25 protein-coding genes are annotated in these 24,837 nt (G+C 71.9%); 16 read left to right on the forward strand and 9 right to left on the reverse strand.

Features of this window, described 5'->3' with window-relative positions; all coding sequences use genetic code 11:
- Positions 1–29: 29 nt before the first annotated feature.
- A complete protein-coding gene (locus QSK15_RS02975; protein WP_285792773.1) occupies positions 30–2,513 on the reverse strand; it encodes a helicase-associated domain-containing protein in 2,484 nt (827 codons plus the stop codon).
- Between the two features lie 83 nt (positions 2,514–2,596).
- Between QSK15_RS02975 and QSK15_RS02980 the strand changes: the two genes are divergently transcribed.
- Together QSK15_RS02980 and QSK15_RS02985 are read left to right on the forward strand one after the other, a co-directional pair.
- Positions 2,597–3,220 carry an HAD family hydrolase gene (locus tag QSK15_RS02980; protein WP_030329654.1) on the forward strand — a complete coding sequence of 208 codons (624 nt, stop codon included), beginning with the start codon at positions 2,597–2,599 and terminating at the stop codon, positions 3,218–3,220.
- Positions 3,221–3,247: 27 nt separating this feature from the next.
- Positions 3,248–3,634 carry a cold-shock protein gene (locus QSK15_RS02985; RefSeq protein ID WP_088986676.1) on the forward strand — a complete coding sequence of 129 codons (387 nt, stop codon included), beginning with the start codon at positions 3,248–3,250 and terminating at the stop codon, positions 3,632–3,634.
- On the opposite strand, the gene QSK15_RS02990 is transcribed toward QSK15_RS02985, so the two are convergent.
- Positions 3,595–4,443 carry a 1,4-dihydroxy-6-naphtoate synthase gene (locus QSK15_RS02990; RefSeq protein ID WP_285792774.1) on the reverse strand — a complete coding sequence of 283 codons (849 nt, stop codon included), beginning with the start codon at positions 4,441–4,443 and terminating at the stop codon, positions 3,595–3,597. The two genes, QSK15_RS02985 and QSK15_RS02990, sit on opposite strands and share 40 nt — an antisense overlap.
- Positions 4,444–5,225: 782 nt before the next feature.
- Here QSK15_RS02990 and QSK15_RS02995 point away from each other — a divergent pair.
- Positions 5,226–6,149 carry a helix-turn-helix domain-containing protein gene (locus tag QSK15_RS02995; RefSeq protein WP_285792775.1) on the forward strand — a complete coding sequence of 308 codons (924 nt, stop codon included), beginning with the start codon at positions 5,226–5,228 and terminating at the stop codon, positions 6,147–6,149.
- A gap of 35 nt (positions 6,150–6,184) precedes the next feature.
- Here the strand turns inward: QSK15_RS02995 and QSK15_RS03000 are convergent, their stop codons facing one another.
- Both QSK15_RS03000 and QSK15_RS03005 read right to left on the reverse strand, forming a co-directional pair.
- On the reverse strand, positions 6,185–6,835 hold the full coding sequence (locus QSK15_RS03000) for a futalosine hydrolase (RefSeq protein WP_285792776.1): 651 nt from the start codon (positions 6,833–6,835) through the stop codon (positions 6,185–6,187).
- The gene (locus tag QSK15_RS03005) at positions 6,832–8,433 is read right to left on the reverse strand and encodes an MFS transporter (protein WP_285792777.1); all 1,602 of its coding nucleotides are present in this window, start codon (positions 8,431–8,433) and stop codon (positions 6,832–6,834) included. Before QSK15_RS03005 ends, QSK15_RS03000 begins: the two co-directional genes overlap by 4 nt.
- Before the next feature lie 88 nt (positions 8,434–8,521).
- Between QSK15_RS03005 and QSK15_RS03010 the strand changes: the two genes are divergently transcribed.
- On the forward strand, positions 8,522–9,361 hold the full coding sequence (locus QSK15_RS03010) for a DUF3027 domain-containing protein (RefSeq protein WP_285792778.1): 840 nt from the start codon (positions 8,522–8,524) through the stop codon (positions 9,359–9,361).
- Positions 9,362–9,397: 36 nt separating this feature from the next.
- On the opposite strand, the gene QSK15_RS03015 is transcribed toward QSK15_RS03010, so the two are convergent.
- On the reverse strand, positions 9,398–9,643 hold the full coding sequence (locus QSK15_RS03015; RefSeq protein ID WP_285792779.1) for a DUF2530 domain-containing protein: 246 nt from the start codon (positions 9,641–9,643) through the stop codon (positions 9,398–9,400).
- A gap of 88 nt (positions 9,644–9,731) precedes the next feature.
- On the opposite strand from QSK15_RS03015, the gene QSK15_RS03020 reads away from it, so the two are divergent.
- From QSK15_RS03020 to thpR, 5 genes are all read left to right on the forward strand, one after another.
- Positions 9,732–11,210 carry an NCS2 family permease gene (locus QSK15_RS03020; protein ID WP_285794316.1) on the forward strand — a complete coding sequence of 493 codons (1,479 nt, stop codon included), beginning with the start codon at positions 9,732–9,734 and terminating at the stop codon, positions 11,208–11,210.
- A gap of 114 nt (positions 11,211–11,324) precedes the next feature.
- Positions 11,325–11,774, forward strand: a complete 450-nt coding sequence (locus tag QSK15_RS03025) for a MarR family winged helix-turn-helix transcriptional regulator (RefSeq protein ID WP_279514852.1) — start codon at positions 11,325–11,327, stop codon at positions 11,772–11,774.
- Between the two features lie 71 nt (positions 11,775–11,845).
- On the forward strand, positions 11,846–13,129 hold the full coding sequence (locus QSK15_RS03030) for an MFS transporter (protein WP_285792780.1): 1,284 nt from the start codon (positions 11,846–11,848) through the stop codon (positions 13,127–13,129).
- 105 nt (positions 13,130–13,234) lie between these two features.
- Positions 13,235–13,744 (forward strand): hypothetical protein, encoded by a 510-nt coding sequence (locus QSK15_RS03035; protein ID WP_285792781.1) that lies wholly within the window; start codon positions 13,235–13,237, stop codon positions 13,742–13,744.
- Between the two features lie 13 nt (positions 13,745–13,757).
- A complete protein-coding gene (thpR, locus tag QSK15_RS03040; RefSeq protein ID WP_285792782.1) occupies positions 13,758–14,336 on the forward strand; it encodes an RNA 2',3'-cyclic phosphodiesterase in 579 nt (192 codons plus the stop codon).
- Here the strand turns inward: thpR and QSK15_RS32580 are convergent.
- Positions 14,306–15,064 carry a helix-turn-helix domain-containing protein gene (locus QSK15_RS32580; protein WP_377631410.1) on the reverse strand — a complete coding sequence of 253 codons (759 nt, stop codon included), beginning with the start codon at positions 15,062–15,064 and terminating at the stop codon, positions 14,306–14,308. The two genes, thpR and QSK15_RS32580, sit on opposite strands and share 31 nt — an antisense overlap.
- Before the next feature lie 236 nt (positions 15,065–15,300).
- On the opposite strand from QSK15_RS32580, the gene QSK15_RS03055 reads away from it, so the two are divergent.
- Together QSK15_RS03055 and QSK15_RS03060 are read left to right on the forward strand one after the other, a co-directional pair.
- The gene (locus tag QSK15_RS03055) at positions 15,301–15,966 is read left to right on the forward strand and encodes a DUF4097 family beta strand repeat-containing protein (protein ID WP_285794318.1); all 666 of its coding nucleotides are present in this window, start codon (positions 15,301–15,303) and stop codon (positions 15,964–15,966) included.
- 49 nt (positions 15,967–16,015) lie between these two features.
- Positions 16,016–16,837: an alpha/beta fold hydrolase gene (locus QSK15_RS03060; protein ID WP_285792783.1), complete on the forward strand. Its 822-nt coding sequence runs from the start codon at positions 16,016–16,018 to the stop codon at positions 16,835–16,837.
- A 53-nt stretch (positions 16,838–16,890) separates the two neighbouring features.
- Here QSK15_RS03060 and sepH read toward each other — a convergent pair whose 3' ends face one another.
- The 3 genes from sepH to QSK15_RS03075 all read right to left on the reverse strand — a co-directional run bounded on the left by sepH (position 16,891) and on the right by QSK15_RS03075 (position 20,585).
- The gene (gene sepH / locus QSK15_RS03065; RefSeq protein ID WP_285792784.1) at positions 16,891–17,970 is read right to left on the reverse strand and encodes a septation protein SepH; all 1,080 of its coding nucleotides are present in this window, start codon (positions 17,968–17,970) and stop codon (positions 16,891–16,893) included.
- 185 nt (positions 17,971–18,155) lie between these two features.
- Positions 18,156–19,283, reverse strand: a complete 1,128-nt coding sequence (gene serC / locus QSK15_RS03070) for a phosphoserine transaminase (protein ID WP_030329622.1) — start codon at positions 19,281–19,283, stop codon at positions 18,156–18,158.
- 195 nt (positions 19,284–19,478) lie between these two features.
- Positions 19,479–20,585: a citrate synthase 2 gene (locus tag QSK15_RS03075; protein ID WP_030329620.1), complete on the reverse strand. Its 1,107-nt coding sequence runs from the start codon at positions 20,583–20,585 to the stop codon at positions 19,479–19,481.
- 279 nt (positions 20,586–20,864) lie between these two features.
- Between QSK15_RS03075 and pdxH the strand changes: the two genes are divergently transcribed.
- The 5 genes from pdxH (at position 20,865) to QSK15_RS03100 (ending at position 24,832) form a co-directional block, all read left to right on the forward strand.
- A complete protein-coding gene (pdxH, locus tag QSK15_RS03080) occupies positions 20,865–21,494 on the forward strand; it encodes a pyridoxamine 5'-phosphate oxidase (RefSeq protein ID WP_285794319.1) in 630 nt (209 codons plus the stop codon).
- Positions 21,491–22,789, forward strand: coding sequence for an MFS transporter (locus QSK15_RS03085; protein WP_285792785.1), 1,299 nt, complete (start codon positions 21,491–21,493; stop codon positions 22,787–22,789). The genes pdxH and QSK15_RS03085 overlap by 4 nt, the downstream gene beginning before the upstream one ends.
- Before the next feature lie 18 nt (positions 22,790–22,807).
- Positions 22,808–23,737, forward strand: coding sequence for an aldose 1-epimerase family protein (locus tag QSK15_RS03090; RefSeq protein WP_285792786.1), 930 nt, complete (start codon positions 22,808–22,810; stop codon positions 23,735–23,737).
- Positions 23,737–24,339, forward strand: coding sequence for a nitroreductase family protein (locus QSK15_RS03095; protein ID WP_285792787.1), 603 nt, complete (start codon positions 23,737–23,739; stop codon positions 24,337–24,339). The genes QSK15_RS03090 and QSK15_RS03095 overlap by 1 nt, the downstream gene beginning before the upstream one ends.
- A gap of 187 nt (positions 24,340–24,526) precedes the next feature.
- Entirely contained in the window at positions 24,527–24,832 is a 306-nt protein-coding gene (locus QSK15_RS03100; protein ID WP_030329612.1) for a type II toxin-antitoxin system VapB family antitoxin, read from the forward strand.
- Positions 24,833–24,837: the final 5 nt, after the last annotated feature.

Raw genomic sequence — 24,837 nt, forward strand, 5'->3', positions numbered from 1 at the left:
GACAGCGCCCCGCGTGACGGCGCCATCGGTCAGTCCGCCACCACCGCCGCGGTGATCCGGTGCAGCGCGAACGTGTGCAGCATCTCGGTCCGTTCGTCCTCGGCCCGCAGGTAGCCGGCACCGATCGAGACCGGTTTGAGCAGGCGCGACGCGGTCGCCCCGTGCGCGTCGACGTAACCGACCCAGACCAGCGCCTTGTCCCGGACCGCCTGCTGGAGCACCGCCAGGGCCTCACTGTGGGTGTGCGCCGGCACCGGACCCCCGCCCAGCCCTGGAGCGCCGCCGCGTACCACCGCCGGTGCGCGTCGGGCCGCCCGCGCCGCCGCGTCGCCCCGCCGGATGTGCTCCACCACGCCGAGCAGCCGGGGCATGGGCAGCTTCGGGGCGGCCAGCGGATCGGTCGTACGACTGGTCACCGACACCCGGGGCGGGGCCCGCCGGATACGCGGCCGGGCCAGCACGGTGCTGCCGGTGCCGTCCTCCTGCACCGGCGCGTACCCGGCGTCGCGAAGCGCGCCCAGCAACCGACCAACCTGGTACTGCGTGCACAGCACCGTCGGCGCGAGCCGGCGCAACGCCAACGACTCCAGCCGCCGGTCGGCCAGCACCTCACTGATCAGCGTCTCGTCGTCGCTGCGCAGGTACGCCCCGGCCAGGCCGACCCGCAGCCCGCCGTGCTTACGGGCCACGTCGTCGATCAGGTAGGTGAGCCCCTGCGGCACCGGGGTACGTGACCGGCGCCGGAACACGTCGTGCAGGTCGTCAGCGGTGTAGCCGGAATCCAGCGCCCGTCGCACGCTCGCCGTGGTGACCCGGTGCACGCTGGCCCCACCGGCCGACTCCAGCTCGGTCATCGCCTCCAGTTCGGCGGCGAGCGCCGGCTCGGGTGGGCCGGGCACCACCACGGTCAGGTCGGCCTGCACCAGGAAGTGGTCGACCGGTGCGGGCAGCAACGCGTCCAGCGCCCGCGCGGCACTGGACGGGTCGCCGCTCTCGATGTCCGCGTGCACGCCCAGCGGGTCGTCGGCCCGCTCGTCGGTCGACGTCAGGTCACCCAGCAGCAGCCGACCGTACGTGGTGAGCGCCCCCAACCCCGTCAGGCCCAGCTGCGCGGCCTCGGCCAGCACCTCCCGGTGGGCGGCGTCCCGGCCCCGGCTGCGGCGCGGGGCCCGCCAGTCCAGCAGGTCCTGCACCTCCTGCGGGGTGGGCGCGGTGGCCGGTTCCAGATCGGCGAGTACGCCCAGCACCGCCCGGCGGGTGGCCGGCACACCGGCCCGTTCGGCCTCGGCGGAGAGCGCGGCGATCGGCCGGTCCCGGTCGTCCCGGCGGCCGACCAGCCCCACCTGCCGGGTCATGGTCAGCCACGCTCGGGCGAGCTGCTCCCACCGTTGGGCCAGTGAGGCGGCTCGCCACACCTCGTACCCGCCGGTCGGCAGCACCTGCTGATCCGCCCCGTACCGGCCGGTGGCCGACCCGGGCATCTCCAGCTCACCCAGGAGCCCCGCCGCGTACGCCACCTCCAGCAGCAGCGCGGTGGTCGGTTCGTCCAGCCCGGCGGTACGCGCCAACCGGCGCAGGTCCCGCACACCGATGCCACCCGAGCGCAGCACCGGCGCGGGCTCGTCGGCGAGTTGCTCCAGCAGCCCTTCGGTGTTCCGGACCACCTCCATGGTCTGCCCGGCCCCGGCCGAGTCGACAGCCTTCGGCTCACGCGGCGCGGCGGCCACCGGCGGTGGGCTGGTGCGCAGGGGCCCGAGCGGGCCGGTGTCGCGGCGCAGCAGCAGGCCGACCTCGCGGGGCAGCTCCACAGTTCCGCTGGCCGTGGACGAGCCGGTCGTCACGGGGACCAGCAGCCGGTTGTCGACGAGCCACCGCACCGGGGAGCCGGTCGGGGCACCCCCGTTGGTGGGGTCGGAGAGGACCGGGTCCTCCGTACCGAGCGGCGGCGCCTGCAACGCCCCCGGCGGCACGCTGCCGACCGGCGGGCCGGCCGCCAACCGGTCCAGGATCGCCCGGGCGGAGGGCGGGGCGGCGAGCACCGTCCGGCGGAGTTTCGCCGGGTCCGCGCAGAGCGCTGCCGTGCGCGGGTCCAGCTCCGCGGCCGGTCGGCCGAGCCCGGCGGGGTACGGGGACACCTCGTCGACGGCGGGCACCACCTGGAGCGCGTGCTCCGGGCCGTACAGCAGGAAGAGCGCACGCAGTCGGCCCACGGCGGCCCGGACGGCCGTCGGAGCGGGTGGCTGCGGTCCGGCGGTCGCCATCGCGAGCACGGTGTCGGTGGCCGTGGTGGCGTCGTCCGGGTTCCGGGTGAGACGGGCGGCGTCGAGGATCTGGAGGGTGAACTGGTCCAGCCCGTCCAGCGCGCGGGCCACGGAGACCCGGGACTGGGCCCGGATGGCCAGGGCGGAGACATCGGCCGGCACGGGCACGACGAGGTCGGGCCGCAGCTGGAGGAGCGCGGCCAGTGACTCGTCGGGCAGCGACCGCAGGTGGTCGGCGAGTGAGGTGGTCATCGTCTTTCCACGCTAGCCCGGCATCGGGCTTCCGCGCCCCTCGGACGTCCGGCCGACCGCCAGTAGCCGGTACGTTTCTCGACATGCCCGCACTGACCGTCGGATTCGACCTCGACATGACACTGGTGGACTCCCGCCCCGGCATCGCCGCCGCGTACCGGGCGCTGACCGCGAGGACCGGTGTGCCGGTCGACGCCGAGCTGGCGGTGTCCCGGCTGGGGCCGCCGCTGCGTACCGAGATCGCGCACTGGTTCCCGCCGGAGCAGGTCGAGTCGGCCGTACGGGTGTACCGCGAGCTGTACCCGGCGTACGCGATCACGCCGACGCTCCTGCTGCCGGGTGCCCGGGAGGCCATCGACGCGATCCGGGACCGGGGTGGCCGGGTGTTGGTGGTCACCTCCAAGATCGGCCGGTTGGCCCGGTTGCACCTGGATCATCTCGGCCTCACGGTCGACGAGTTGGCCGGTGACCTGTTCGCCGAGCAGAAGGCGACCGCCCTGCGGGAGCACGGCGCCACCCACTACGTCGGTGACCACGTGGCGGACATGGCGGCGGCGGCAGCTGCCGGGGTGCCCGGCATCGGTGTCGCGACCGGCCCGTGCTCCCGGGCTGAGCTGCGCGCGGCCGGGGCGGAAGTGGTGCTGGACGAGCTCACCGAATTCCCAGCGGCGCTCGACGGGATGATCCAGCTAGCCTTGGAGCAGTAGCGGCTCAAGTGAAGCAGGGGTTTTCAGGTGCCTACGGGTCGAGTGAAGTGGTACGACACGGCCAAGGGATACGGCTTCGTCACCAGTGACGAGGGCGGCGACGTGTTCCTGCCCAAGGGGGCGCTGCCGGCGGGTGTCACCGACCTCAAGGGTGGCCAACGGGTCGACTTCAGCGTGGTGGACAGCCGCCGGGGCGCGCAGGCCATGGGCGTCAAGCTGCTGGACGCGCCGCCGTCGATGGCGGAACTGCGCCGTCGACCGGCCGAGGAGCTGCACGGCCTGGTCGAAGACATGATCAAGGTGCTGGAGGCAAAGGTCCAGCCGGACCTGCGCCGGGGTCGGTACCCCGACAAGAAGACCGCGCAGAAGATCGCTCAGCTGGTCCACGCGGTGGCCCGCGAGCTGGAGGTCTGAGGCACCAGGCCGGCGGTGGCGGCCCGGTCGAGCAGTGCCGCCACCGCGGCGAAACCGGCTTCGCCCAGGTCCGCGGTGAACTCGTTGACGTAGAGGCCGATGTGCCGGTCCACCACGTCGAGCTCCATCTCCTGGGCGTGCGCCAGCACGTACTCCCGGCTGGCCGTCGGGTCCGCCCAGGCCTGCCGGACCGACTCACGGATCCAACCGGCTGCGGCCTCCGGGTCGACCGCGCCACGCTTGGCCAGGATCGCGCCGAGCGGGATGGGCAGTCCGGTGTCGGTTTCCCACCATTCGCCGAGGTCGACCAGGGCGCTCAGGCCGTGCCGGTGGTAGGTGAACCGGGCCTCGTGGATGACCAGCCCAGCGTCGTAGCGCCCTGCCGCCACGCCCGGCATGATCTCGTGGAACGGGACCACCTCGATCCGGGCCGGCGGTCGCCCGGCCGACCAGAGCCGGAACAGCAGGTACGCGGTGGTCCGATCGCCCGGCACCGCCACCGTCGCGCCGGTCAGGTCGGTGCGGTCCGGCCCGCCGTCACGATCTCCGCGGGTGAGCACCAGCGGGCCGCACCCGCGACCGAGCGCGCCGCCGCAGGGCAACAGGTGGTAGTCGTCGAGCAGCCAGGGCAGCGCCGCGAAGCTCACCTTCACTAGGTCGAACGCGCCCCGCTCGGCCGCCGTGTTGGTGACGTCCACGTCGGCGTACGTCACCTCGACCGGCGGCGCGTCGGGCACCAGCCCGTGCACCAGTGCGTGGAAGACGAACGTGTCGTTGGGGCAGGGCGAGATCGCCAGAGAGAGCGCCACACCCCCACGCTAGCCCCGCCCCCGCCTCGCCGCCCGAGCCCACCCCGCTCAATGTGATCCGCGACGGAGATCGGCGCCGGAGATCGGGAACGGAGGTCCGTGACGGAGATTGCCGACGGAGGGACCGGGGTGTCCAGGTCCAGGGTGCCGGCCCGTCCAGCTCGGGGTTCCGCCGCCGCATCGCCTCGACGATCACCGCAGGCCCTGACGCAGGCCCTGACGGAGGTCCGTGACGGGAAGTCGGCGACGGGGAGATTCGCGACGAACGGCCGGCGGCATCGGAGACTCGCCGGCCGGCGGCAGAGTGGGCGGTGATCCGCCTGGGGCGCGGGGTCGGTCACCTCCCTCAGACTCCCTTTGGAGCTGATGTCGCAAACGAATCGCGCTGGACCCAGCGTCGCAGCGTCCGCAGTCCTGGTGCGGCCGACGTGTTCCGAAGTGGGCCGAAGTCGTGGTGCGACCACAGCGGTGCGGGGTCGTGGTGTGGTCCGCAGTTGTCGTGGCACAGGTCGCGGTGGCGCAGTTCGTGGTGGCGCAGTTCGTGGTGATGCAGGTCGGGGATGCAGGTCGCGGTGGCACAGGTTGTGGTGGCGCAGTTCGTGGTGATGCAGGTCGGGGATGCAGGTCGTGGTGGCGCAGGTCGTGGTGATGTCGCAGACGATTCAGCTCCAAAGGAGGTCTGCGGAGTGGGTCGTCCACCGACCCGAGGGGTTGTCCACAGCTTTATCCACAGTCCCGATGACGGTGTTGATAGTGCGCTGACCAGCGGGGAGCATCGGTCCGTGACCGAGGCGAGCGACCACACCGACGGGGGCGACCACACCGACGGGGGCGACAGCACCGACGGGGGCGACAGCACCGACGAGGGCAATGGCGTCGAGCTCGGCCTGGCGCTGCGCGCTCTGCGTCGGCGGGCCGATCTGAGTCAGCGGCAGTTGGCCGAGAGATCCGGGGTGCCGCAGCCGACGCTGGCCCGGATCGAGTCGGGACGCGCGATCAATCCCCGATTCCGGACAGTGGAGCGTCTCGCCCGGGCGGCGGGTGGGCAGCTGGCCATCGGCACCCCGACTGTCATCTCCGGCATCACCGAACCCACGCCGGTGCCGCACGACGACATGCGGGACGAGGCCGGACGTCGATACCCGGCCCACCTGGATGTGTGGCCGGTCCACGAGCCTCGGGACTGGCCCGGGGCCTGGTGGGCGGAGTGGTACCGGTTGCCGCCCGAGCGCTATCCGCTCCCGCTGCCGCCGGCCGCGTACGAGCTGAATCGGCGCTATCGCGACAACCGGCGGTGGGGTGCCGAGGTGCAACGCACCGCGCAGGTGCGCCGGGTGTTCGGTAATGACCTGCCGGCCACCTCCTGGCGGTACGTTGCGGAGCTTCCCGACGGAAAGCTGGTCGGTGAACTGCGGGCCCATGAGCGCAGCCCGTTTCTGGAGTTCGGGGAGTGGTATCCGGGCATGCCAGAGCGGGAGATGGTGCTCGACGGTGTGCTCGTCGATGCCCGCTATCGGCGGTTGGGGCTGGGTCGTCGGCTGGTCACTGCACTGATAGCCGGGATGCGCGAAGCGGGCATCGACGACGCAGCGGCCACCGCCGAGGGCTTCGGCATCGAACTGCTGCTGGCGTGTGGCTTCGCAATCGAGGGGCAACGTCCAGCCGCACTGCGTCTGGGCCGGCCGGGCAAGCGCTGTTTCTCCTGAACCTCGGCTGGCTCAGCACGTGAGGGTCGGCTGGGTCAGCGCAGTGCCGGGGCTGCGGCGGTCAGGGCGGCGAGGGCCTCGCGCAGCCGCCAGGCGTCCCGGTCGCGCGGGCCGATCGGGTTGGAGATGGTGCGCAGTTCGGCGAAGGGCAGCCCGGCCTGCGCGGCGGCGACCGCCACGCCGTACCCCTCCATGGCCTCGGCGACCGCTTCCGGATGCCGCCGACGCAGCTCGTCGGTCCCGGCGGCGGTGCCGGTGACGGTGCTGACCGTCAGCACCGGCCCGGTCGTGGCCGTCGGGAGGGCGGCCCGCAGCGTGGCCAGCAGGCCCGCGTCCGCCGGCACCCTACTGCCGGCACCGAGCAGTGCGGGCGGCATGCCCAGCTCGTCGACGGGGATGAAGCCGTCGGGCGACTCGGCACCCAGGTCGGCGGCGATGCTGGCGGTGCCGAGCACCGTGTCGCCGACCTCGGCCCGCCCGGTGAAGCCGCCGGCCACACCGGCGCTGACCACCGCACGGTACGGCCGGCCGGCGGCCTCGGCGAGTGCCAACAGCCGAGCGGTGGCGGCACCCGCGATGGCCGGACCCACACCGATCGGGGTGACGGTCACGGTGCGGTCGGTCAGTCCGGCGCGGACCGCGTCCGCCTCGGCGGGAACCGCCGTCACCACCAGCAGACCGGTCACGAGAGTGAGCCGGGGGACTCCCGGCGGGTCTCGTCGTCGGCTCCGCCACCCGGGCCGCCGACCGCCGACGACGGGCGGTAGATGTGGTAGCCCGGCGGGGCGAGGCTCGGGTCGTCGTACTGCGGGGAGCTGGTCTGGGCCGGTGCCGGTGAGGTCGGTGCCGAATTCCCGGGCTCGTCCGCCGGCTCGTCCTCGGTCAGCTCGTCGTCACCGAGCGGCCGGCCGGCCAGCTTCTCGCCGCGCAGCCGGGCGGCGGCCAGCACACCCCGGATCGCGGCCAGTACGCCGACCCCGGCGGCGACGGCGATACCCATCCGACCGTCGAACGGCACTAGCCCGAGCCCGCCGCCGGCGACGAAGGCGAGCATCAGCACCGTCTCGGAGTGGGCGAAGGAACTGGCCCGCAACCGTTCCGGGATGCGCTCCTGGATCGAGGCGTCCACGGCCAGTTTCGCCACCCCGCTGACCATAGCGGCGACCAGGCAGAGCAGGGCGACCATCACCAGCGAGAACTGGATCACGGCGAGCACCGCGACGCCGGCCACGATGATCATGCTGCTCGACTGGATGGCGGTCGGCCGGTGGATGCGCAGTCGGGTGCCGATGGCGGTGGCCAGGAAAGTGCCGACCGCGAGCGCGCCGCCGACGACGCCCAGCGCCCACTCGGCACCCAGATCCCGGCCGAACACCACTGTGGTCAGGTCACCCTTCTTGATCGCGAAGGCGAGGAAGAGCAGCAGGAAACCGTAGAGCGCGCGGAGCATCGCGGCGCCGATCAGGGTGGCGATCACCAGCCGGCCGGACGGTCGGCCCCGGCCCAGTGGCCGGTCACCACGGCGGCGGCCCAGCGCGCGGAGGGGCCGGGGGACCCGCTCCGGTGGCTCCGAGTCGGCCTTCGGTGGCAGCCGCAGCGAGATCACCATGCCGACCAGGAAGATCACCGACGCGACCCGTAACGGCCACTGCGGGCCGAACCAGAAGGCGGCCAACCCGATCGGTGCCACCAGCGCGCCCGCGACAGTGCCGTAGACGCTGGCCCGGGCGCCCACCTGGGACAGGCCGAGCCCTTCCGGCAACAGCCGGGGCACCGCCGCGGAGCGGGCCACACCGTACGCCCGGGAGAGCGCGAGCACCCCGAACGCGGCCGGATAGAGCCCGAACCCGTGGATGTAATCGGAGATCAACCAGGCCAGGAAGGCGCGGCCGAGCATCGTCGCGGCCAGGGCGTACCGCCGGCCGTGTCGGAAATGATCCAGCAGCGGGCCCACCACCGGGGCGAGCATCGCGAACGGGACCATGGTCACCAGCAGGTAGAGCGCGACCTTGCTGCGGGCCTCGCCGAGCGGCACGTTGAAGAAGATCGTGCCGGCCAGGCCGATGGCGATCAGGGTGTCACCGGCGCAGGAGAGCGCGTGCAGGTCGAAGAGGCGAACCATGCCGACCTCGCCGCCGGCACCCCGGGCGCGGGCCCGGCCGGCCCGGCGGGTCACCCAGCGGCCGCTGCCCACCGAACCGCGCAGCAGCAGACGGACGGCGCGAATGCCGGTGCCGACGGTCCGCCCGAGGACGGAACGCCCGGAGCGGGAGTACGACGGCATGTGCACCATCCTCGCCCATCTGATCCGGGTACGCCGCACCACCGCTGGGAAAGGTTCCCCGGGAGTCCCTGTCACCCCTGCGAGGCGCATGGGGAACAATGGTGAGGTGACCAGGCCCGCCTCCACCCGTGCCGCCCGCCTCGACCAGGTCTGCGCCGCCGCCGTCGAGGTGGCTCGCGCTGGCATCACCGAGGTGGACGCCGACGACGTCGGCGATCACCTGCAGGTTGTGGCCGAGGGCGATCGGCTGGTCACCCACTACTTCGAATGCCGCCTCGCCGGTTACCGCGGTTGGCGCTGGGCGGTCACCGTCACCCGGGTGCCGCGCAGCAAGACGGTGACCATCTGCGAGACGGTCCTGCTGCCCGGCCCGGACGCGCTGCTCGCGCCCGGCTGGCTGCCCTGGCAGGAGCGGCTCAAGCCGGGCGACCTGGGTCCGGGTGACCTGCTTCCGACCTCGCCCGACGACGACCGGCTGGTCCCCGGCTACCTGCTCTCCGACGACCCGGCGGTCGAGGAGACGGCGTGGGAGTTGGGCCTCGGGCGCGCCCGCGTGCTCTCCCGGGAGGGCCGCATCGACACGGCGCAGCGCTGGTACGACGGTGAGCACGGCCCCGCCGCGGCCATCTCGACCGCCGCTCCGGCCGCCGCCCGCTGCGGCACCTGCGGTTTCTACCTGCCGCTGGCCGGTGCGATGCGGCAGGCCTTCGGGGCGTGCGGCAACTTCTACGCACCCGACGACGGTCGGGTGGTGAGCGCCGATCACGGTTGCGGCGCCCACTCCGAGACGTTGATCGAGGCGGCGGAGACCGCTGTCGACGAGCTGCCCACGGTGTACGACGACAGCGCGGTGGAAGCCATGTCGGTCAGCCGGGCCCCGGGCTCGGTCGAGGCGGCCGAGCCGGCGGAGCCGTACGGGCACTCCTGATCGTCCGCGCCGGAGTGCTCCGGCGCGGTGCCCAGCTCACTTCGCGCGGCGTCGGCGTCGGTTGGCGTCGTGGCGCATCATCACGGCGAGGCCCGGGAAACCCCAGAGGAAGCCGGCGAGGCAGGTCCAGAGCCAGTTCTGGTGACCGTTGTCGGTGAGCCAGCCCCGGAAGAAGATCAGCAGGACCAATCCGGCCACCGCCCATGCGACCAACCCGGCGAGCGCGAACGGCACCATCGGCGGATCCAGTGGTGCGGGTCGCGGTGGCTGCTCGTTCGGCACCCGGCAAGCGTACGGGATGTACTTCCGCTGCCCACCGACGATCTGGGACGATGCGCGCGACAACCGGAAGATCACCTGCGAGGACCTGATGGCCGTAGCGCCGCCCGAGAACGGCACACCTCCCAACCCCGCTCATCCGCGTAACGGTTTCGACCGTTTTTTCGAGATCTCCGCCCGTGGCTCGACGCTGAGCCGCGAGGTACGCGGTGGCCTGGCGACCTTCTTCACGATGGCGTACATCGTGGTGCTCAACCCGCTGATCCTGGGCGGCGCCGTCGACGGTGACGGCAAGAGCCTCCCGATTCCCGCGCTGGCAGCCGCGACCGCGCTGGTCGCCGGCCTGATGACCATCCTGATGGGTGTGGTCGGCCGGTTCCCGCTGGCGCTCGCTGCCGGTCTGGGTGTCAACGCCCTGGTGGCGTACGAGATCGCCCCCGAGATGACCTGGGCCGACGCGATGGGCCTGGTGGTGATCGAGGGTGTGATCATCGCGGTGCTGGTGCTGACCGGTCTGCGGACCGCGGTCTTCCGCTCGGTCCCGACCCAGATGAAGACCGCGATCGGGGTCGGCATCGGCCTGTTCCTGACCATCATCGGTCTGGTGGACGCCGGCTTCGTCCGTCGCATCCCGGACGCCGCCAACACCACCGTCCCGGTCGGGCTGGGCATCGGCGGCAAGCTGGTGAGCTGGCCGATGCTGGTCTTCGTGGTCGGTCTGCTGATCACGCTGGTGCTGGTGGTCCGGCGGGTGAAGGGTGCGATCCTGATCGGCATCCTCGCGTCGACGGTGCTGGCGGTGATCGTGGAGGCGATCGGCAACATCGGCCCGTCGTTCGTCAACGGTCAGCCCAACCCGAAGGGCTGGTCGTTGAACGTGCCGGAGTTGCCGAAGACGGTGGTCGACCTGCCGGACCTGTCGCTGCTCGGCAAGTTCAACGTGCTGGACTCGTGGGGTAAGGCCGGTTGGCTGGTCGTGCTGATGTTCATCTTCACGCTGTTGATCACGGACTTCTTCGACACCATGGGCACCATGGTCGCTGTCGGCCAGGAGGGTGGTCTGCTCGACGAGCAGGGCACTCCGCCGAAGGCCAAGGAGATCCTGCTGGTCGACTCGATCGCCGCGGCGGCCGGCGGTGCGGCCAGCACCTCCAGCAACACGTCGTACATCGAGAGCGCCGCCGGTGTCGCGGAGGGTGCGCGGACCGGCGTGGCCAACCTGGTCACCGGCGCGCTCTTCCTGCTCGCGATGTTCCTGGCGCCGCTGGTCGTGATCGTGCCGTTCGAGGCGGCGTCGACGGCTCTGGTGGTGGTCGGTTTCCTGATGATGACCGCCGTGCGGACCATCGACTGGTCCGACTACGAGATCGCCATTCCGGCGTTCCTCACCATCGTGCTGATGCCGTTCACCTACTCGATCTCGAACGGGATCGGCGCTGGCCTGATCACCTTCGTGGTGGTCAAGCTGGCGCGGGGCAAGGCCCGGGAGGTTCACCCGTTGCTGTACGGGGTGGCCGCGCTGTTCGTGCTGTACTTCCTGCGGGGGCCGATCGAGTCCCTGGTGCTCTGAGGCGCGTACGGGCGGGGAGTCGGTCAGGATTCCCCGCCCGTACCATCTGAAGCCCCTCGTGAGCCTGGTCATAACGGATGTCGTTAGCCATGCTCATTAGTTAAGCTAACTACTGTGACGGAGCGGACGGTGACGGCGAAACGCGTGCCACCGGCGCAGCTGGCTCCCCAGCTGCGTGATGCGATCACCCGACTCAACCGGCGGGTCCGACAGGCCCGGCCGGTCGGCGACCTCACGGTCACCCAGGTCTCCGCGCTCACCAGCCTGCGGCTGGCGGGTGCGATGACACCCCGGGAGCTGGCCGACGTGGAGCGGGTGCAGCCGCCGACGATGACCAAGATCGTCGGGAAGTTGGAGGAACGCGGCCTCGTGCAGCGGACACCCCATCCGACCGACGGGCGGCAGGTCATTCTCGCAGCGACCGAAGGAGCGCAGGCCGTGCTCGACCAGTTCGAGCGGGCCCGCGACGAGTGGTTGGCCCACCGGCTGGCCGCACTCGACGAGGACGAACGGGAGACCCTGCAGAGGGCCGCCGAGATTCTTCAGCAGCTCGCTCGCGCCTGAGCCGCACCCGCGCCACCGGGTCCGTGCCGTCACCTGACGATGACGCGTACGTCCGAGGAGGCGCACCAAGAGTGCAGGCGAAGCTGAGCACGATGTTCCAGTCCCTACAGGTCCGCAACTACCGCCTCTTCGCATCCGGGCAGCTGATCAAGCTGATCGGCGTCTGGATGATGTTCATCGCCCAGGACTGGCTCGTCCTCGATCTGTCCGACAACTCGGCGACCGCGCTCGGCGTGGTCACCGCGTGTCAGTTCACCCCGGTGCTGCTGCTCACGCTCTTCTCCGGCCGGCTCGCCGACCGGTACGACAAGCGGGTGCTGCTCTTCGCCGCGAACGCCTTCTGGACCGTGCTGGCCCTCGGCATGTCCGTGCTGGTCCTCACCGACCTGGTGCAGCTCTGGCACGTCTTCGCGTTCGCCGCGCTGCTCGGCACCGCCAACGCCGTGGAGACCCCGGTCCGCCAGGCGTTCGTCTCCGAACTGGTCGGCACGCCCCTGCTGCCCAACGCGCTGTCACTCAACGCCGCCGTGTTCAACTCGGCCCGGATCGTCGGCCCGGCCGTCGCCGGCCTGGCCATCGCCGCGTTCGACGTGGGCCCGGTCTTCCTCTTCACCGCCCTCAGCTCGGTCGCGCCGCTGGTCAACGTGGTCCGGATGCGGACCGCCGAACTGCACCGCGAGGCTCTGCTGCCGCGCGACGAGCGGGCGTCCGCGAAGGTAATCGACGGCCTGCGGTACGTCTGGCGCCGGCCGGATCTGCTGCTGCCGATGGCGGTCATGTCGGTGATCGGCATGTCGCTGTTCAACTTCCAGCTCACCCTGGCCGCGCTGGCCAAGACGGTCTTCCACACCGGGGCCGCGTCCTTCGGCCTGTTCAGCACCGCCCTGGCCGTCGGCGCGCTCGGTGGGGCGCTCAGCGGCACCGGTCGGCGTAGCCGCCCGTCGGTCTGGCTGGTGCTGGGTGCGGCGATCGCCTGTGCCAGCTTCGGCACCCTGGTCGGGCTCGCCGGGGCGTACTGGCTGGTGGTGGCGCTGCTGCTGCCGACCGGCTTCTTCATGGTCTTCTTCGCCCAGGCCGCCAACCAGCGGGTCCAGTTGGGTGTGGACGCGGCATTCCGGGGTCGGGTGATGGCCCTGTGGGTGCTGGTGTTCCTGGGGACCAACCCGGTCGGCGCGCCGCTGATCGGCTGGGTCGCTGAGCACTTCGGTGCCGGTGCCAGCATCTGGATGGGCGGGCTCATCTCGCTGGCCGCCGCGCTGGTCGCCCTCACCTGGCAGCTGCGCCACTCCGGTGCCCGGCTGCGCTTCCGGGTGCTGCCGATGCCGCGCTTCTACGTCACCTCCACCGACTGCTGAGGTTTGGCGGGCGCCCGAGTGGGGCGGGCCGCGTCCGGTTGCGCGGATCGCGCGGATGCGGCCAAATCGCTGGCGGGGTGGCACGTCGGGGCTTAGCGTCGATACGTGGGTGTCGGACGCGCGCTGATGCTGGCCCTGGCGTTCCTCGCCGTGGCCACCCTGCCGGCGGCATTCGCCCTGCTCTTCTGTTACGACGAGATCGTCGACCGGGTGGTCTGCGGCTGGTCCGAGTGGCGTGAGCGCCGACGGGAGAAACGCACCATCGCCCGTCTCGACCGGGCCGTCGAGGCCGACGCGCTGACCCGGGACATCGACCTCAGTGAGTTCGATCGCGATGACCGCCGGCCGCTGGAGCAACTCGCCGCCGACCTGCGCCGGCTCGGCGGTCAGCGGATCGGTGGCGCGGGCCGGTCGATGGTCTGGCACAGCGCGCTGCTACAGGCGTACGACGACCGGCTTCGACGCGCCTGCCGTGCCCTCGGCGTCGCCGAACACCTCGCCGAGCTGGAGGGCGTCGACCAGGAGATCGAGCGGGTCCGGGTGGAGGGCGTGCTGCACGCCGCCGGGCTGGCCCTGCCGGCGGCCCGGGCCGGGCACCGGCAACGGCACCGCTGAGCGGGCCGACGGTTTGCGGCTCTTCGTCGCGGTCCATCCGTCCGTCGAGGCGGTCAACCACCTCGGCGCGCAGGTTGCCCGGCTGCGTGTCGGCGTGGCGGCTGCGGCCGGCACCAACGTCCGGCTCGCCGAACCGGCCCATCTGCACCTCACCCTGGCGTTCCTCGGCGAGGTCGGGTCCGACCGGCTGGTCGAGGTGGAGAGCGCGCTCGGATTGGCCGCCGAGTCGTTCCGCGACGGCCGCGACGCCGTACCCCGGTTGAGCCTCGGTGGCGGTGGCCGGTTCGGTCGGGGCCGGTCCACGGTGCTCTGGGTGGACCTGCGGGGAGACGTGCAGGCGCTGCACGACCTGGCGGGGTTGGTCCGGTCGCGGCTGCGGAACGCCCGGCTACCGCACGACGAGAAGCCGTTTCGCCCGCACCTGACCGTCGCCCGGCCCGGCGACCGGATGCCCCCGGCGGACGTCGAGGCCGACCGGGCCAGCCTGGACGGATATCGAGGTCCACCGTGGCCGGTGCCCGAGCTGCTACTCGTGCGCAGCCACCTCGGCACCCCGCCGCGCTACGAACGGATCGCCGCCTGGCCGCTCTGATCCTGGGGCGTGGCTGTGGCCGGTCTGGTGTGCAGGACCTCGCGGGCCTGTTCGGCGGCGCGGGTGATGCTCTCGCTCATGAAGTCGAGGAAGCGGGCGATGTTCTCCAGGCGCGCGGCGGCGGGGGTGTGCGAGCCGAGGAGGGCCACGCCCTGCCGTGCGGTGGCGACGAGCTGGTCGTTGGCGCGGGCGCTGGCGATGGTCGCCTGGAAGAAGAGCTCGTCGTCGACGACGTAGAGGTCGCGGCGGCGTTCGTCGCGGTGCCGCCGGACGAGGCTCTGGCTCTCCAGGAAGGCGATCGCCTTGGAGATGGACGCTGGGCTCACCTGGAGGTGCCGGGCGAGCGCGGACGCGGTGAGGCTGCCCGAGTCGGTGGTGTACAGACAGGTCAGCACCCGGGCCGCCATCCGGTTCAGACCCGAGGTCATGAGGACCGTGGTGAACGTCTCCTCGTATTCGGCGACGGCCCGGGCGTCCCGCCCGTGCGGTTGGGGTGCCGACTCGGCCCTCCGCGACGAGGACGGGCTGCGCCGGTGCGCGCGACGTTCGGTGGCCCGGTGCGCCAGGTCGGCGCGGTAGGCGGTGGGGCCACCGTTGCGCATCACCTCACGCGTGATCGTCGAGGTGGGACGGTCGAGGCGTCGAGCGATCTCCGCGTAGGGGAGGCTGTCGGCCAGCCCCAGCGCGATCTGCTGGCGTTCCTGCTGGCTGAGCCTGCCTCCGGGCATCGTTGTCTCCTTGGTGATCCGGCAACGGCGTTCGCTGCCCCCACGGTAGCGTTCACTTCCTTCTCATTGCAATGGCGCGGCGCTCGGGCGTTGCGTTATCTCGTCGTCCATTGCAATGATTGTGCAGGGTCTAGCTGCGAAAACGCCTGCCCTACGCAATGAAGTCGTTGCCGGATTTTGGAAAGCAACGTAGCGTTTCAAACATCAGAAACAACGGCCATGCACGGGAGAGCGCCATGCAGAAGTTCGACACCCCCGCCCCGATCTCCGCCATCCTGAACATCCCCGCCGGGCGCATCCAGCTCATCGCCGCACACCGGGCCGACACCACCGTCGAGGTCCGGCCGGCTGACCCCGCCAAGAGCCGCGACGTCAGAGCCGCCGAGCAAACCGCCGTCGCCTATGCCGACGGCGTCCTGCGGATCACGACGGCGGCCCCGGGCAACCCGCTCTTCGGTCCGTCCGGATCCCTGGAGGTCACCGTCCAGTTGCCCGCCGGCTCCCGCATCGACGGCACGTCCGCCAGCGCCGAACTCCGTAGCGTCGGGCGTCTGGGGGATGTCGCCTTCGAAGGGGCGTACCGCCAGATCAAGATCGATGAAGCCGCGAGCGTCCGCCTCACCGCGATCGACGGCGACGTCGAGGTCGGCCGGCTGAACGGCCCCGCCGAGATCAGCACCGCGAGGGGTGCCATCCGGATCGCCGAGGCCGTGCACGGCACGGTCGTGCTCCGTACCCAGTCCGGCGACATCTCGGTCGTCGCCGCCACCGGCGTCTCGGCCGCCCTGGATGCCGGCACCGGCTTCGGCCGCATCAGCAACGGCCTCAAGAACGACGGCACCACCGCGCTCGACATCCGCGCCACCACCTCTTACGGCGACATCACCGCCCGCAGCCTCTGAATCGCACCCGACCTTCCACCCGACCTTCCACCCGACCAGGAGTGCAGACATGACGATCCCTAACACCAGTTCGACGTGGACCGGCATGGTGCCGGTCGACGACACGGCCCTCGCTGTCACCGACACCGGCGGCACCGGCATCCCCGTGGTCTACCTCAACGGCCAGTTCGCCACCCAGGGTTACTGGCGGCGGGTCATCGCCGACCTCGGCACCGGATTCCGCCACATCACCTACGACGAGCGGGCCCGCGGCAAGAAGTCGAAGCGTTCGGCGGACTACTCCTTCGAGGCAGTCGTCCGGGACGTCGACGCCGTGCTCGCGGCCCGGAACGTCGACCGGGTGCTACTGGTGGCCTGGTCCTACGGAGCGGTCGTCGGGGCGCACTGGGCCCACCGGAATCCGGAGCGCGCCCTGGGCGCGGTCCTCGTCGACGGCGCGTTCCCGCACGACTGGCTCGACGAGGCCACGGCGCAACGGATCCGTACGCTGTTCCGCCGGATGAACCTGTTCATGCCCCTGCTGCGCCCGACCGGCCTGACCCCACGGATGACCGCCGACCAGATGGCGAACAGCAACATCGAGCTCGGCGAACTCTCCCGCGAGCGCGAACTCGGCCCGGTGCTGGACGCCATCACCGTCCCGGTGCGGTACGTGGTTGCCTCGGGCAGGTCCCTCGGCAGCCGCGGCGATGAGCAGGAACAGATCCGGGCCGGCCTCGACGCGGTGATCGCCCGCAACCCGAACATCACTATCGGCGCGAAGGTCGCCAGCAACCACGGCGCGATTCTCAAGAAGGACTTCCGGGCCGTGGCCGAGGCCGTACGCCTGGTCGCGGCACCTCACCGCGAAGCCGCCGCAGACAGTCGGTGAGGTCCGAACGCGCGTGTTGACGGGTGACGCGAGGTCACCCGTCAACGCGCGCGTCAGGAGGACTCACGCGCGGCCGGGCCGCTGCCGAAGAGAACGTCGTCCCAGCTCGGCAACCGCTTGCGCGGCTTGCCGCTGGCGTCGGTCGACTCGCCGCCGGCGGCCGCCGCAGCGCCCGTGCGGCGGGGCCGGAGCACCGCCAGCGACGGCACGGCCGGCACCTCCTTGGGCGCGTCCGAATCGTCGTCGAAGGCCGACCCCTGGCCACCGCCGAGCAGGGCGGCGGCACCCCCACCGACCGGCCGCTGCCGGGGCGCGTCCGAAGCGGCGAGCGCCGCCGGGGTACGCGGCTCCAGCCCGCGTCCCGAGGAGGCGCCGAGCGGACGGTCCAGCGATGCGAGCAGGGCGTCCCGGCCGGCCCGGATCGGATCGCGGCCCGGGCGCGGGTGCTCGGACGCCGCTGGCAACCCGTGCCCGCCACGACTCGGCTCACCACGCGACGGACCAGGCAGGCCGTGCCCGCCCCGCTCCGGTGCCGGCTCCTGGCCGAGGATCGGGGTGGGCCGCTCCGCGCACAGGTACTGCGCCATGTCGTCGTGCGGGGTGACCTGCTGCCGGGTCTTGTCGAGGTCCCAGATGGCCTGCGCGGTGGCCTTGCCCGACGGCCAGGTGGCGATGATCCGCCAGGTGCCGTCGTCACGCCGGTACGCGTCCCAGGAGATCTTCTCGGTGTCGATGCCGTGCTGGCTCAGCCGGCCGTTGACCACCTCGGCGAGCGGGGTGGGCTTCTCCGCACCCTTGAGGCGGGTGCGGCGGGCGTGCTGGGCGAGCATCGCCCGCTCCTGCAGCACCGGGCCCGCATAGCGCAGCACCCGGTCGACCGGCACGCCGGCGATCCGGGCGACATCCTCCGCGGACTCACCGGAGCGGATGCGGGCCTGAATGTCCCGAGGAGACAGAGACGGAACCGGGTCGGCGGCGGTCGGAGCCACCGCGAGCGGCGGCGAGCCGGGCTCGGCGTGCAACGCACCGGAGATCCGTTCGTCGATGGGCAGGGCGAGCAGCCGCCCCACCTCGTCGGCGAGAACCAGGGCATGGCCGTCCTCGGAGAGGGCGACGAAGCGTACTGGGCGCATAGCGTTGCCTCCGTCCCGCTTCGCTGGCCGCACGCCACGAGTCGGCCACCCAGGCGTCTCGGACCACCGTACGCGCATCTGCCTCGGGGTGGGGGAAGCGACACCCCGCATGTCGTGACTGAGCTGCGGCGATGATCACGTTCGGTGTCTGTGGAGGCCTCCACGGACACCGAACGTGACGAACCTCAGAGTCGCTCGACCACGTAGTCGATGGACGCGGTCAGCGCCTCGACATCGGCCGGCTCGACGGCCGGGAACAGCGCCACCCGCAGCTGGTTGCGACCGAGCTTGCGGTAGGGCTCAGTGTCCACGATGCCGTTGGCGCGCAGCGCCTTCGCGATCGCCGTGGCGTCCACCCCGTCGGCGAAGTCGATGGTGGCGACCACGTTGGAGCGCAACGAGGGGTCGGTGACGAACGGGGTGGCCACGCTGGACCGCTCAGCCCAACCGTAGACCGCGGCGGCGCTCTCGGCGGTGCGCTTCGCCGCCCAGGCCAGACCGCCCTGCGCGTTCATCCAGTCGGTCTGCTCGGCGGCCAGGAAGATGGTGGCCAGTGCCGGGGTGTTGTAGGTCTGCTCCAGCCGCGAGTTGTCGATCGCGGTGACCAGATCGAGGAAGGCCGGGATGTAGCGCCCGGACGCCTTGATCTCGGCGGCCCGGTCCAGTGCGGCCGGGGACATCAGAGCCAGCCAGAGCCCGCCATCGGAACCGAAGCACTTCTGCGGAGCGAAGTAGTAGACGTCGGTCTCGCCGACGTTGACGTCCAGGCCACCCGCGCCGGAGGTCGCGTCGACAAGCAGCAGCGCGCCCTCGTCGGCCCCGGCCACCCGGCTGATCGGAACCGCCACACCCGTCGAGGTCTCGTTCTGCGGTGTCGCGTACGCGTCCACGCCGGACTCGGCGACCAGGGTCGGGGCGCTGCCCGCGTCGGCCTTGCGGACTGTCGGCTCACCCAGGAACGGGGCGTCCTTGACCGACTTGGCGAACTTGGCGCCGAACTCGCCGAAGCTGGCGAACTGGGCCCGGTCGCGGATCAGACCGAAGGTGGCGACCTCCCAGAACGCGGTGGTGCCACCGTTGCCGATCACCACCTCGTAGCCCTCGGGCAGCGAGAAGAACTCGGCGATGCCGGAGCGCAGCCGGGCCACCTGGTCACGGACCGTCTTCTGCCGGTGCGACGTGCCGAGGTAGGTGGTCGCGACCTCGGCGAGAGCGGACACCGCCGCCGGGCGGACCTTGGACGGGCCGCAGCCGAAACGTCCGTCGGCGGGCTTGATCTCATCGGGAATCCGGATGATCGGTGCGTCAGCCACGGTCTTGAAGATCCTTCCGCAAGGGCGAGGGCGGGCCGGCGACACTGCCGGCCCCCATCCTCGCACCCGGACCCATCGGTGGAAGCCGGGCCCCCGAGGGCAGGTCTGAGGCCTTCGCCACAGTTGGCGCCGGCAGTCATCGAAAAGGGCCCCGCCCCGACGTCCGGCGTCGAGGAAGGGCCCCTTTCGTACCGCTCAGACGCCGTGCGGAATGGCCGCCCAGCCCTCGACGTCGGACGGCTTGCGGGTCTCCGGGCCGACGTAGCGGGCGGATGGGCGGACCAGCCGCTGCAACCGCTTCTGCTCCAGGATGTGCGCGCTCCAGCCGCCCATCCGGGCGCAGGTGAACATCGAGGTGAACATGTGCGCCGGCACCTCGGCGAAGTCCAGCACCACCGCCGACCAGAACTCGACGTTGGTGGCCAGCACCCGGTCCGGGCGGCGGGCCTGAAGCTCGGCCAGGGCGGCCTTCTCCAGCGCCTCGGCGATCTCGAAGCGCGGCGCGCCCAGCTCCTTGGCGGTGCGCCGGAGCACCCGGGCGCGCGGGTCCTCGGCGCGGTAGACGCGGTGGCCGAAGCCCATCAACCGCTCGCCGCGGTCCAGGACGCCCTTGACGTAACCCTCCGCGTCGCCGCTGCGCTCCACCGCCTCCAGCATGCTGAGCACCCGGGACGGGGCACCGCCGTGCAGCGGGCCGGAGAGGGCGCCGATGCCCGACGAGATGCAGGCCGCCGCGTCCGCCCCGGTGGAGGCGACGATGCGAGCGGTGAAGGTGGACGCGTTCAGGCCGTGCTCGGCGGCCGAGATGAAGTACGCGTCGACGGCCTTGACGTGCCGGGGGTCGGGCTCGCCGCGCCAGCGCTTCATGAACCGCTCGACGATGGTCTGCGCCTTGTCGATCTCCTTCTGCGGCACGGCCGGCAGGCCGAGGCCGCGAGCGGACTGGGCGACGAAGGAGAGCGCCGTCACCGAGACCCGGGCGAGATCCTCACGGGCCTGCTCGTCGGAGATGTCCAGCAGTTGGTTGAGACCCCAGTACGGGGCCAGCATGGCGACCGCGGACTGCACGTCGACGCGGATGTCACCGGAGTGCACCGGCACCGGGAACGGTTCCGCCGGCGGCAGGCCCGGCCCGAACCGGCCGTCGACCAGCAGTGCCCAGACGTTGCCGAACGACACCTGGCCGATCAGATCCTCGATGTCGACCCCGCGATAGCGCAGCGCGCCGCCCTCACGGTCAGGTTCGGCGATCTCGGTCTCGAAGGCGACGACGCCCTCCAGCCCGGGTTTGAAATCGGCCATGTCGCTCTCCTGGATCTGGTCGGTGCGCCCGAACAGCTCATCCGGCCCGATCGGCCGGGCGCCTTAGGCGACCCTCAGGGATGTGTTCGGAACATCTTGCCTGCTGAGTAAGGGATACGCGACCCGCTGCGACTGTGCTGCACGCGACATCCCCGGACGCGCATTCTCCGCCCCGCTCGGTGAGACTGGGCAGGGCGGGCTGGTCAGCGCGGGAGGGTGCTGGCGGGGCCCCCGAGAAGGAGTGGGGACGTGACGGGTGACACACCCGCCCCGGCTGCGATGCGTAACGAGTACGCCGCGGACCTGGGCCTGACCGAGGCTGACCTGGCCGCCGACTGGCACACCCAGTTCGACAGGTGGTTCGCCGACGCGGTGGCCTTCGGGCTGCCCGAACCGAACGCCATGGTGGTGGGCACCGCCGACCCGGCCGGCCGGCCGAGTGGGCGGACGGTGCTGATGAAGGGGTACGACCCGGAGGGCTTCGTCTTCTTCACCAACCACCTGTCGCGCAAGGGCGTCGAAGTGACCGCGAACCCGTACGCCAGCCTGGTCTTTCCGTGGTTTCCCATGCAGCGTCAGGTGGTGGTCGCCGGGCGGGTGGCGCCCGTCGACCGCGCGACGAGCGAGGCGTACTTCGCCAGCCGTCCGCGCGGCTCCCAACTGGGTGCCTGGGCCAGCCCGCAGTCGCAGGTCGTGTCGGGTCGGGCGGCGCTGGAGCAGCGGTACCAGGAGTCGGTCGAGCGGTTCGCCGACCAGGCCGAGATCCCGACCCCGCCGCACTGGGGCGGGCTGCGGGTGCAACCCGAGTCGGTGGAGTTCTGGCAGGGCCGGGCCGGACGGTTGCACGACCGGCTCCGCTTCCGTCGCCTGGACGAGGGCGCCTGGATCGTCGAGCGGTTGGCGCCGTGACGGGAGTGCAGGAGTCCCGGCCGCGCGCCGCGCGCCGCTGGGCGATCGACGTGCGTCCGCTGCGGGTTCCGGCGTACCGGCGGCTCTGGCTCGGCAACACCGTGGCGATGTTCGGCTTCCAGTTCACCGCCGTCGCGGTGCCGGTGGAGATGTACGCGCTGACCCGGGACTCGTTCTGGGTGGGCCTGCTGGGGGTTGCCGCCTTCGTACCGTTGCTGGTCTTCGGGCTCTGGGGCGGCGCGGTCGCCGACGCCCGCGACCGGCGTGCGGTGCTGCTCGGTGGCTCATTGTTGCTTTGGGCATCCACCCTTGGTCTGTTGCTCCAGGCGCTGCTGGACGTGGGCAGCCCGGTGCTGCTGCTGGCGTTGATGGCGGTGCAGTCGGTGGCGTTCGCGATCAGCTCGCCGGCCCGCAGCGCCATGCTGCCCCGGCTGGTGCCGGACGACCTGGTGGCGTCCGCCACCACCCTGAACTACACGACCTTCACCGCCGCCTCGGTCGCCGGCCCGCTCGCCGCCGGCCTCATCCTCTCCGCCTCGCCGGACACCACTGTGGTGCTGCCGATCGCGTACGGGTTGGACGCGGTGCTGTTCACCGCGATGCTCTGGGCGGCGCTGCGGCTGCCGTCGCTGCCGCCCGAGCCCACCGCCGACGGTCAGGCCCGGAAGGCCGGCCTGGCTAGCGTCATCGACGGGTTCCGCTACCTGGCCACCACCCCGGTCCTGCTGCTGTCCTTCGCGGTGGACCTGATCGCGATGATCCTCGCCATGCCGCGGGCTCTCTTTCCGGAGATCGCGCACGAGCGGTTCGGCGGTGGTGGCGCGGTCGGCCTGCTCTACAGCGCCATCGCGATCGGCTCGATGATCGGTGGGCTGACCTCCGGCTGGATCGGCCGGCTCCGCCGGCAGGGGCTCGGCCTGGTGCTCGCGGTGGTCGGCTGGGGCCTGGCGATCGCCGCGGCGGGGTTGGCCCACCAGCTCTGGCTGATGGTCGTGCTGCTCGCCGTGGCCGGCGCCGCCGACCTGATCAGCGCGGTGCTGCGCCAGTCGATGTTGCTGGTCTACGCGCCGGACCGGATGCGCGGCCGACTCCAGGGCGTCAACACGGTGGTGGTGGCCGGTGGCCCGCGCCTGGGCGACCTGCGGGCCGGCACCATGGCCGCCGGCTTCGGCGGCGGGGTGGCCTGGGTCGCCGGTGGGCTCGCCTCGGCGGTGCTCGTGGTGGTGCTCGCTGTCGCGTTCCCGGTGCTGCTGCGGTACCGGGCGGCGACGGCGTCGAGCGACGACCGGGCCTGACCGGTTAGGGTCGCCGGCATGGAAAGCCCCGATCAGCGCCCGTTCTCCGGCGCCCAGTGGACCATCTCCGCCGCCGGTCACGAGGCCGTCATCGTGGAGGTGGGCGGTGGGCTCCGGACGTACCGGCACGACGGCGTCGACGTGGTCGACGGGTACCGGACCGATGAGGTCTGCCCGGGTTGCACCGGGCAGGTGCTGGCTCCCTGGCCGAACCGGATCCGCGATGGACGCTACTCGTTCGGCGAGCGGACGCACCAGCTCGCACTGACCGAGCCGGAGCGGCACGTGGCCATCCACGGGCTGGTCAACTGGGTGCCGTGGCAGTTGCTGGAGCAGTCCGCGGACGCCGTGACGGTCGGCTACGACCTGCCGCCGCAACTCGGCTACCCGTGGCCGCTGCGGCTGCGCAGTCGGTGGAGCGTCGACGCGGACGGGCTGCGCGCCGAGCACGAGGTGACCAACATCGGCGCGGAGTTGGCCCCGTTCGGCTTCTCCGTGCACCCGTACCTGCAACTGCCCGGCGTCGCGGTGGACGACCTGGTGCTGCGGCTGCCCACCCGCAGCCGGATGCTGGTGGACGGTCGGCTGCTGCCGGTGGGGGTGACCCCGGTGGCCGGCACCGAGTACGACTGGACCAGCCCTCGCCGGATCGGCGCCGCCGTCCTGGACTCCTGCTTCGGTGACGTCATCCGGGACGTCGACGGCGGTTCGTCGGTGAGCCTCTCCGCGCCGGACGGCTCGACCGGGGTGAGCATCTGGGCGGATGCCGAGTTCGGCTGGTGGCAGGTGTTCACCGGGGACGCCCTCACCGGTGAGCGGCAGCGCCGCTCGGTGGCGGTCGAGCCGATGACCTGCCCACCGGACGCGTTCCGGTCGGGCAAGGATCTGCTCACCCTCAAGCCCGGCACGACCTGGCGAGGTGCCTGGGGCATCCGCCCCGGCGCCTGATGGAGTTCGCCGAGGTCGTCCGCCGTCGGCGGATGGTGCGCAACTACGACCCGGACCGCCCCGTCCCGCCCGACGTGGTGGACCGGCTGCTCGACCACGCGGTCCGCGCGCCGTCGGCCGGCTTCGCCCAGGGCTGGGGTTTCCTGGTGCTCGAGGAACCGGCCGACCGGGACCGGTTCTGGGCTGCCACCACCCCCGACGGCGGTGGGCGGGAGCGGTGGCTCGCGGGCATGCGCCGGGCACCCCTGATCGTGGTGCCGCACGCCAACGAGTCGGCCTACCTGCGGCGGTACGCGGAGCCGGACAAGGGCTGGACGGATCGGTCCCCGGACCGGTGGCCGGTGCCGTACTGGCACGTGGACGCCGGTTTCGCCGCGTTGCTGATGCTGCTCACCGCTGTGGACGAGGGGTTGGGGGCGTGTTTCTTCGGCATTCCGCCGCAGCGGCTCGGCACCTACCGGGACGCGTTCGGCGTGCCGGCGGAGTATCAGCCCATCGGTGCCGTCACAATCGGTTACCGGGCCGCTGACCATCGGTCACCGTCGTTGCGTCGGGGGCGTCGTCCGATGGACGAGGTTGTGCGGCGCGGCCGGTGGAACTGAGGCTGACGTCCCGTTCGTCCGGTTGAGGATCGGACGAGCGATAGCGAAACTGACATCAGGGAGCAGAACGCAGCGTGCGCTGGGCGGCTAGGCTGGCACGGTCATCGGTGCCGCGCCGCGCGGTGCCCGCCGCGGCCCGGCTCGGCGCCGTCGGTCGGCCCGGCCACGGGGAGGGGAGCGTGCCGTCGTGATCTTCAGAGCGGTCCGGGACGGGCGTCCCTATCCGGAGCACAATCTGACGCTCAAGCAGTGGGCGGAGATCCCGCCGCGGCCACTGCGCCTGGATCAGATGATCACCACCAAGCGCGAGTTGGCGCTGGACAAGCTCCTCGCTGAGGACTCCACCTTCTACGGTGACCTCTTCCCGCACGTGGTGCAGTGGAACGGCGGGCTCTACCTGGAGGACGGGCTGCACCGGGCGCTGCGCGCCGCCCTCCAGCAGCGCAACCAGATCCACGCCCGGGTGCTGGTGCTCTCCGAGCCCATCGAGTGACCGGT

It is taken from the genome of Micromonospora sp. NBRC 107095 (assembly GCF_030269705.1).
Taxonomy (GTDB): Bacteria; Actinomycetota; Actinomycetes; order Mycobacteriales; family Micromonosporaceae; genus Micromonospora; species Micromonospora parva.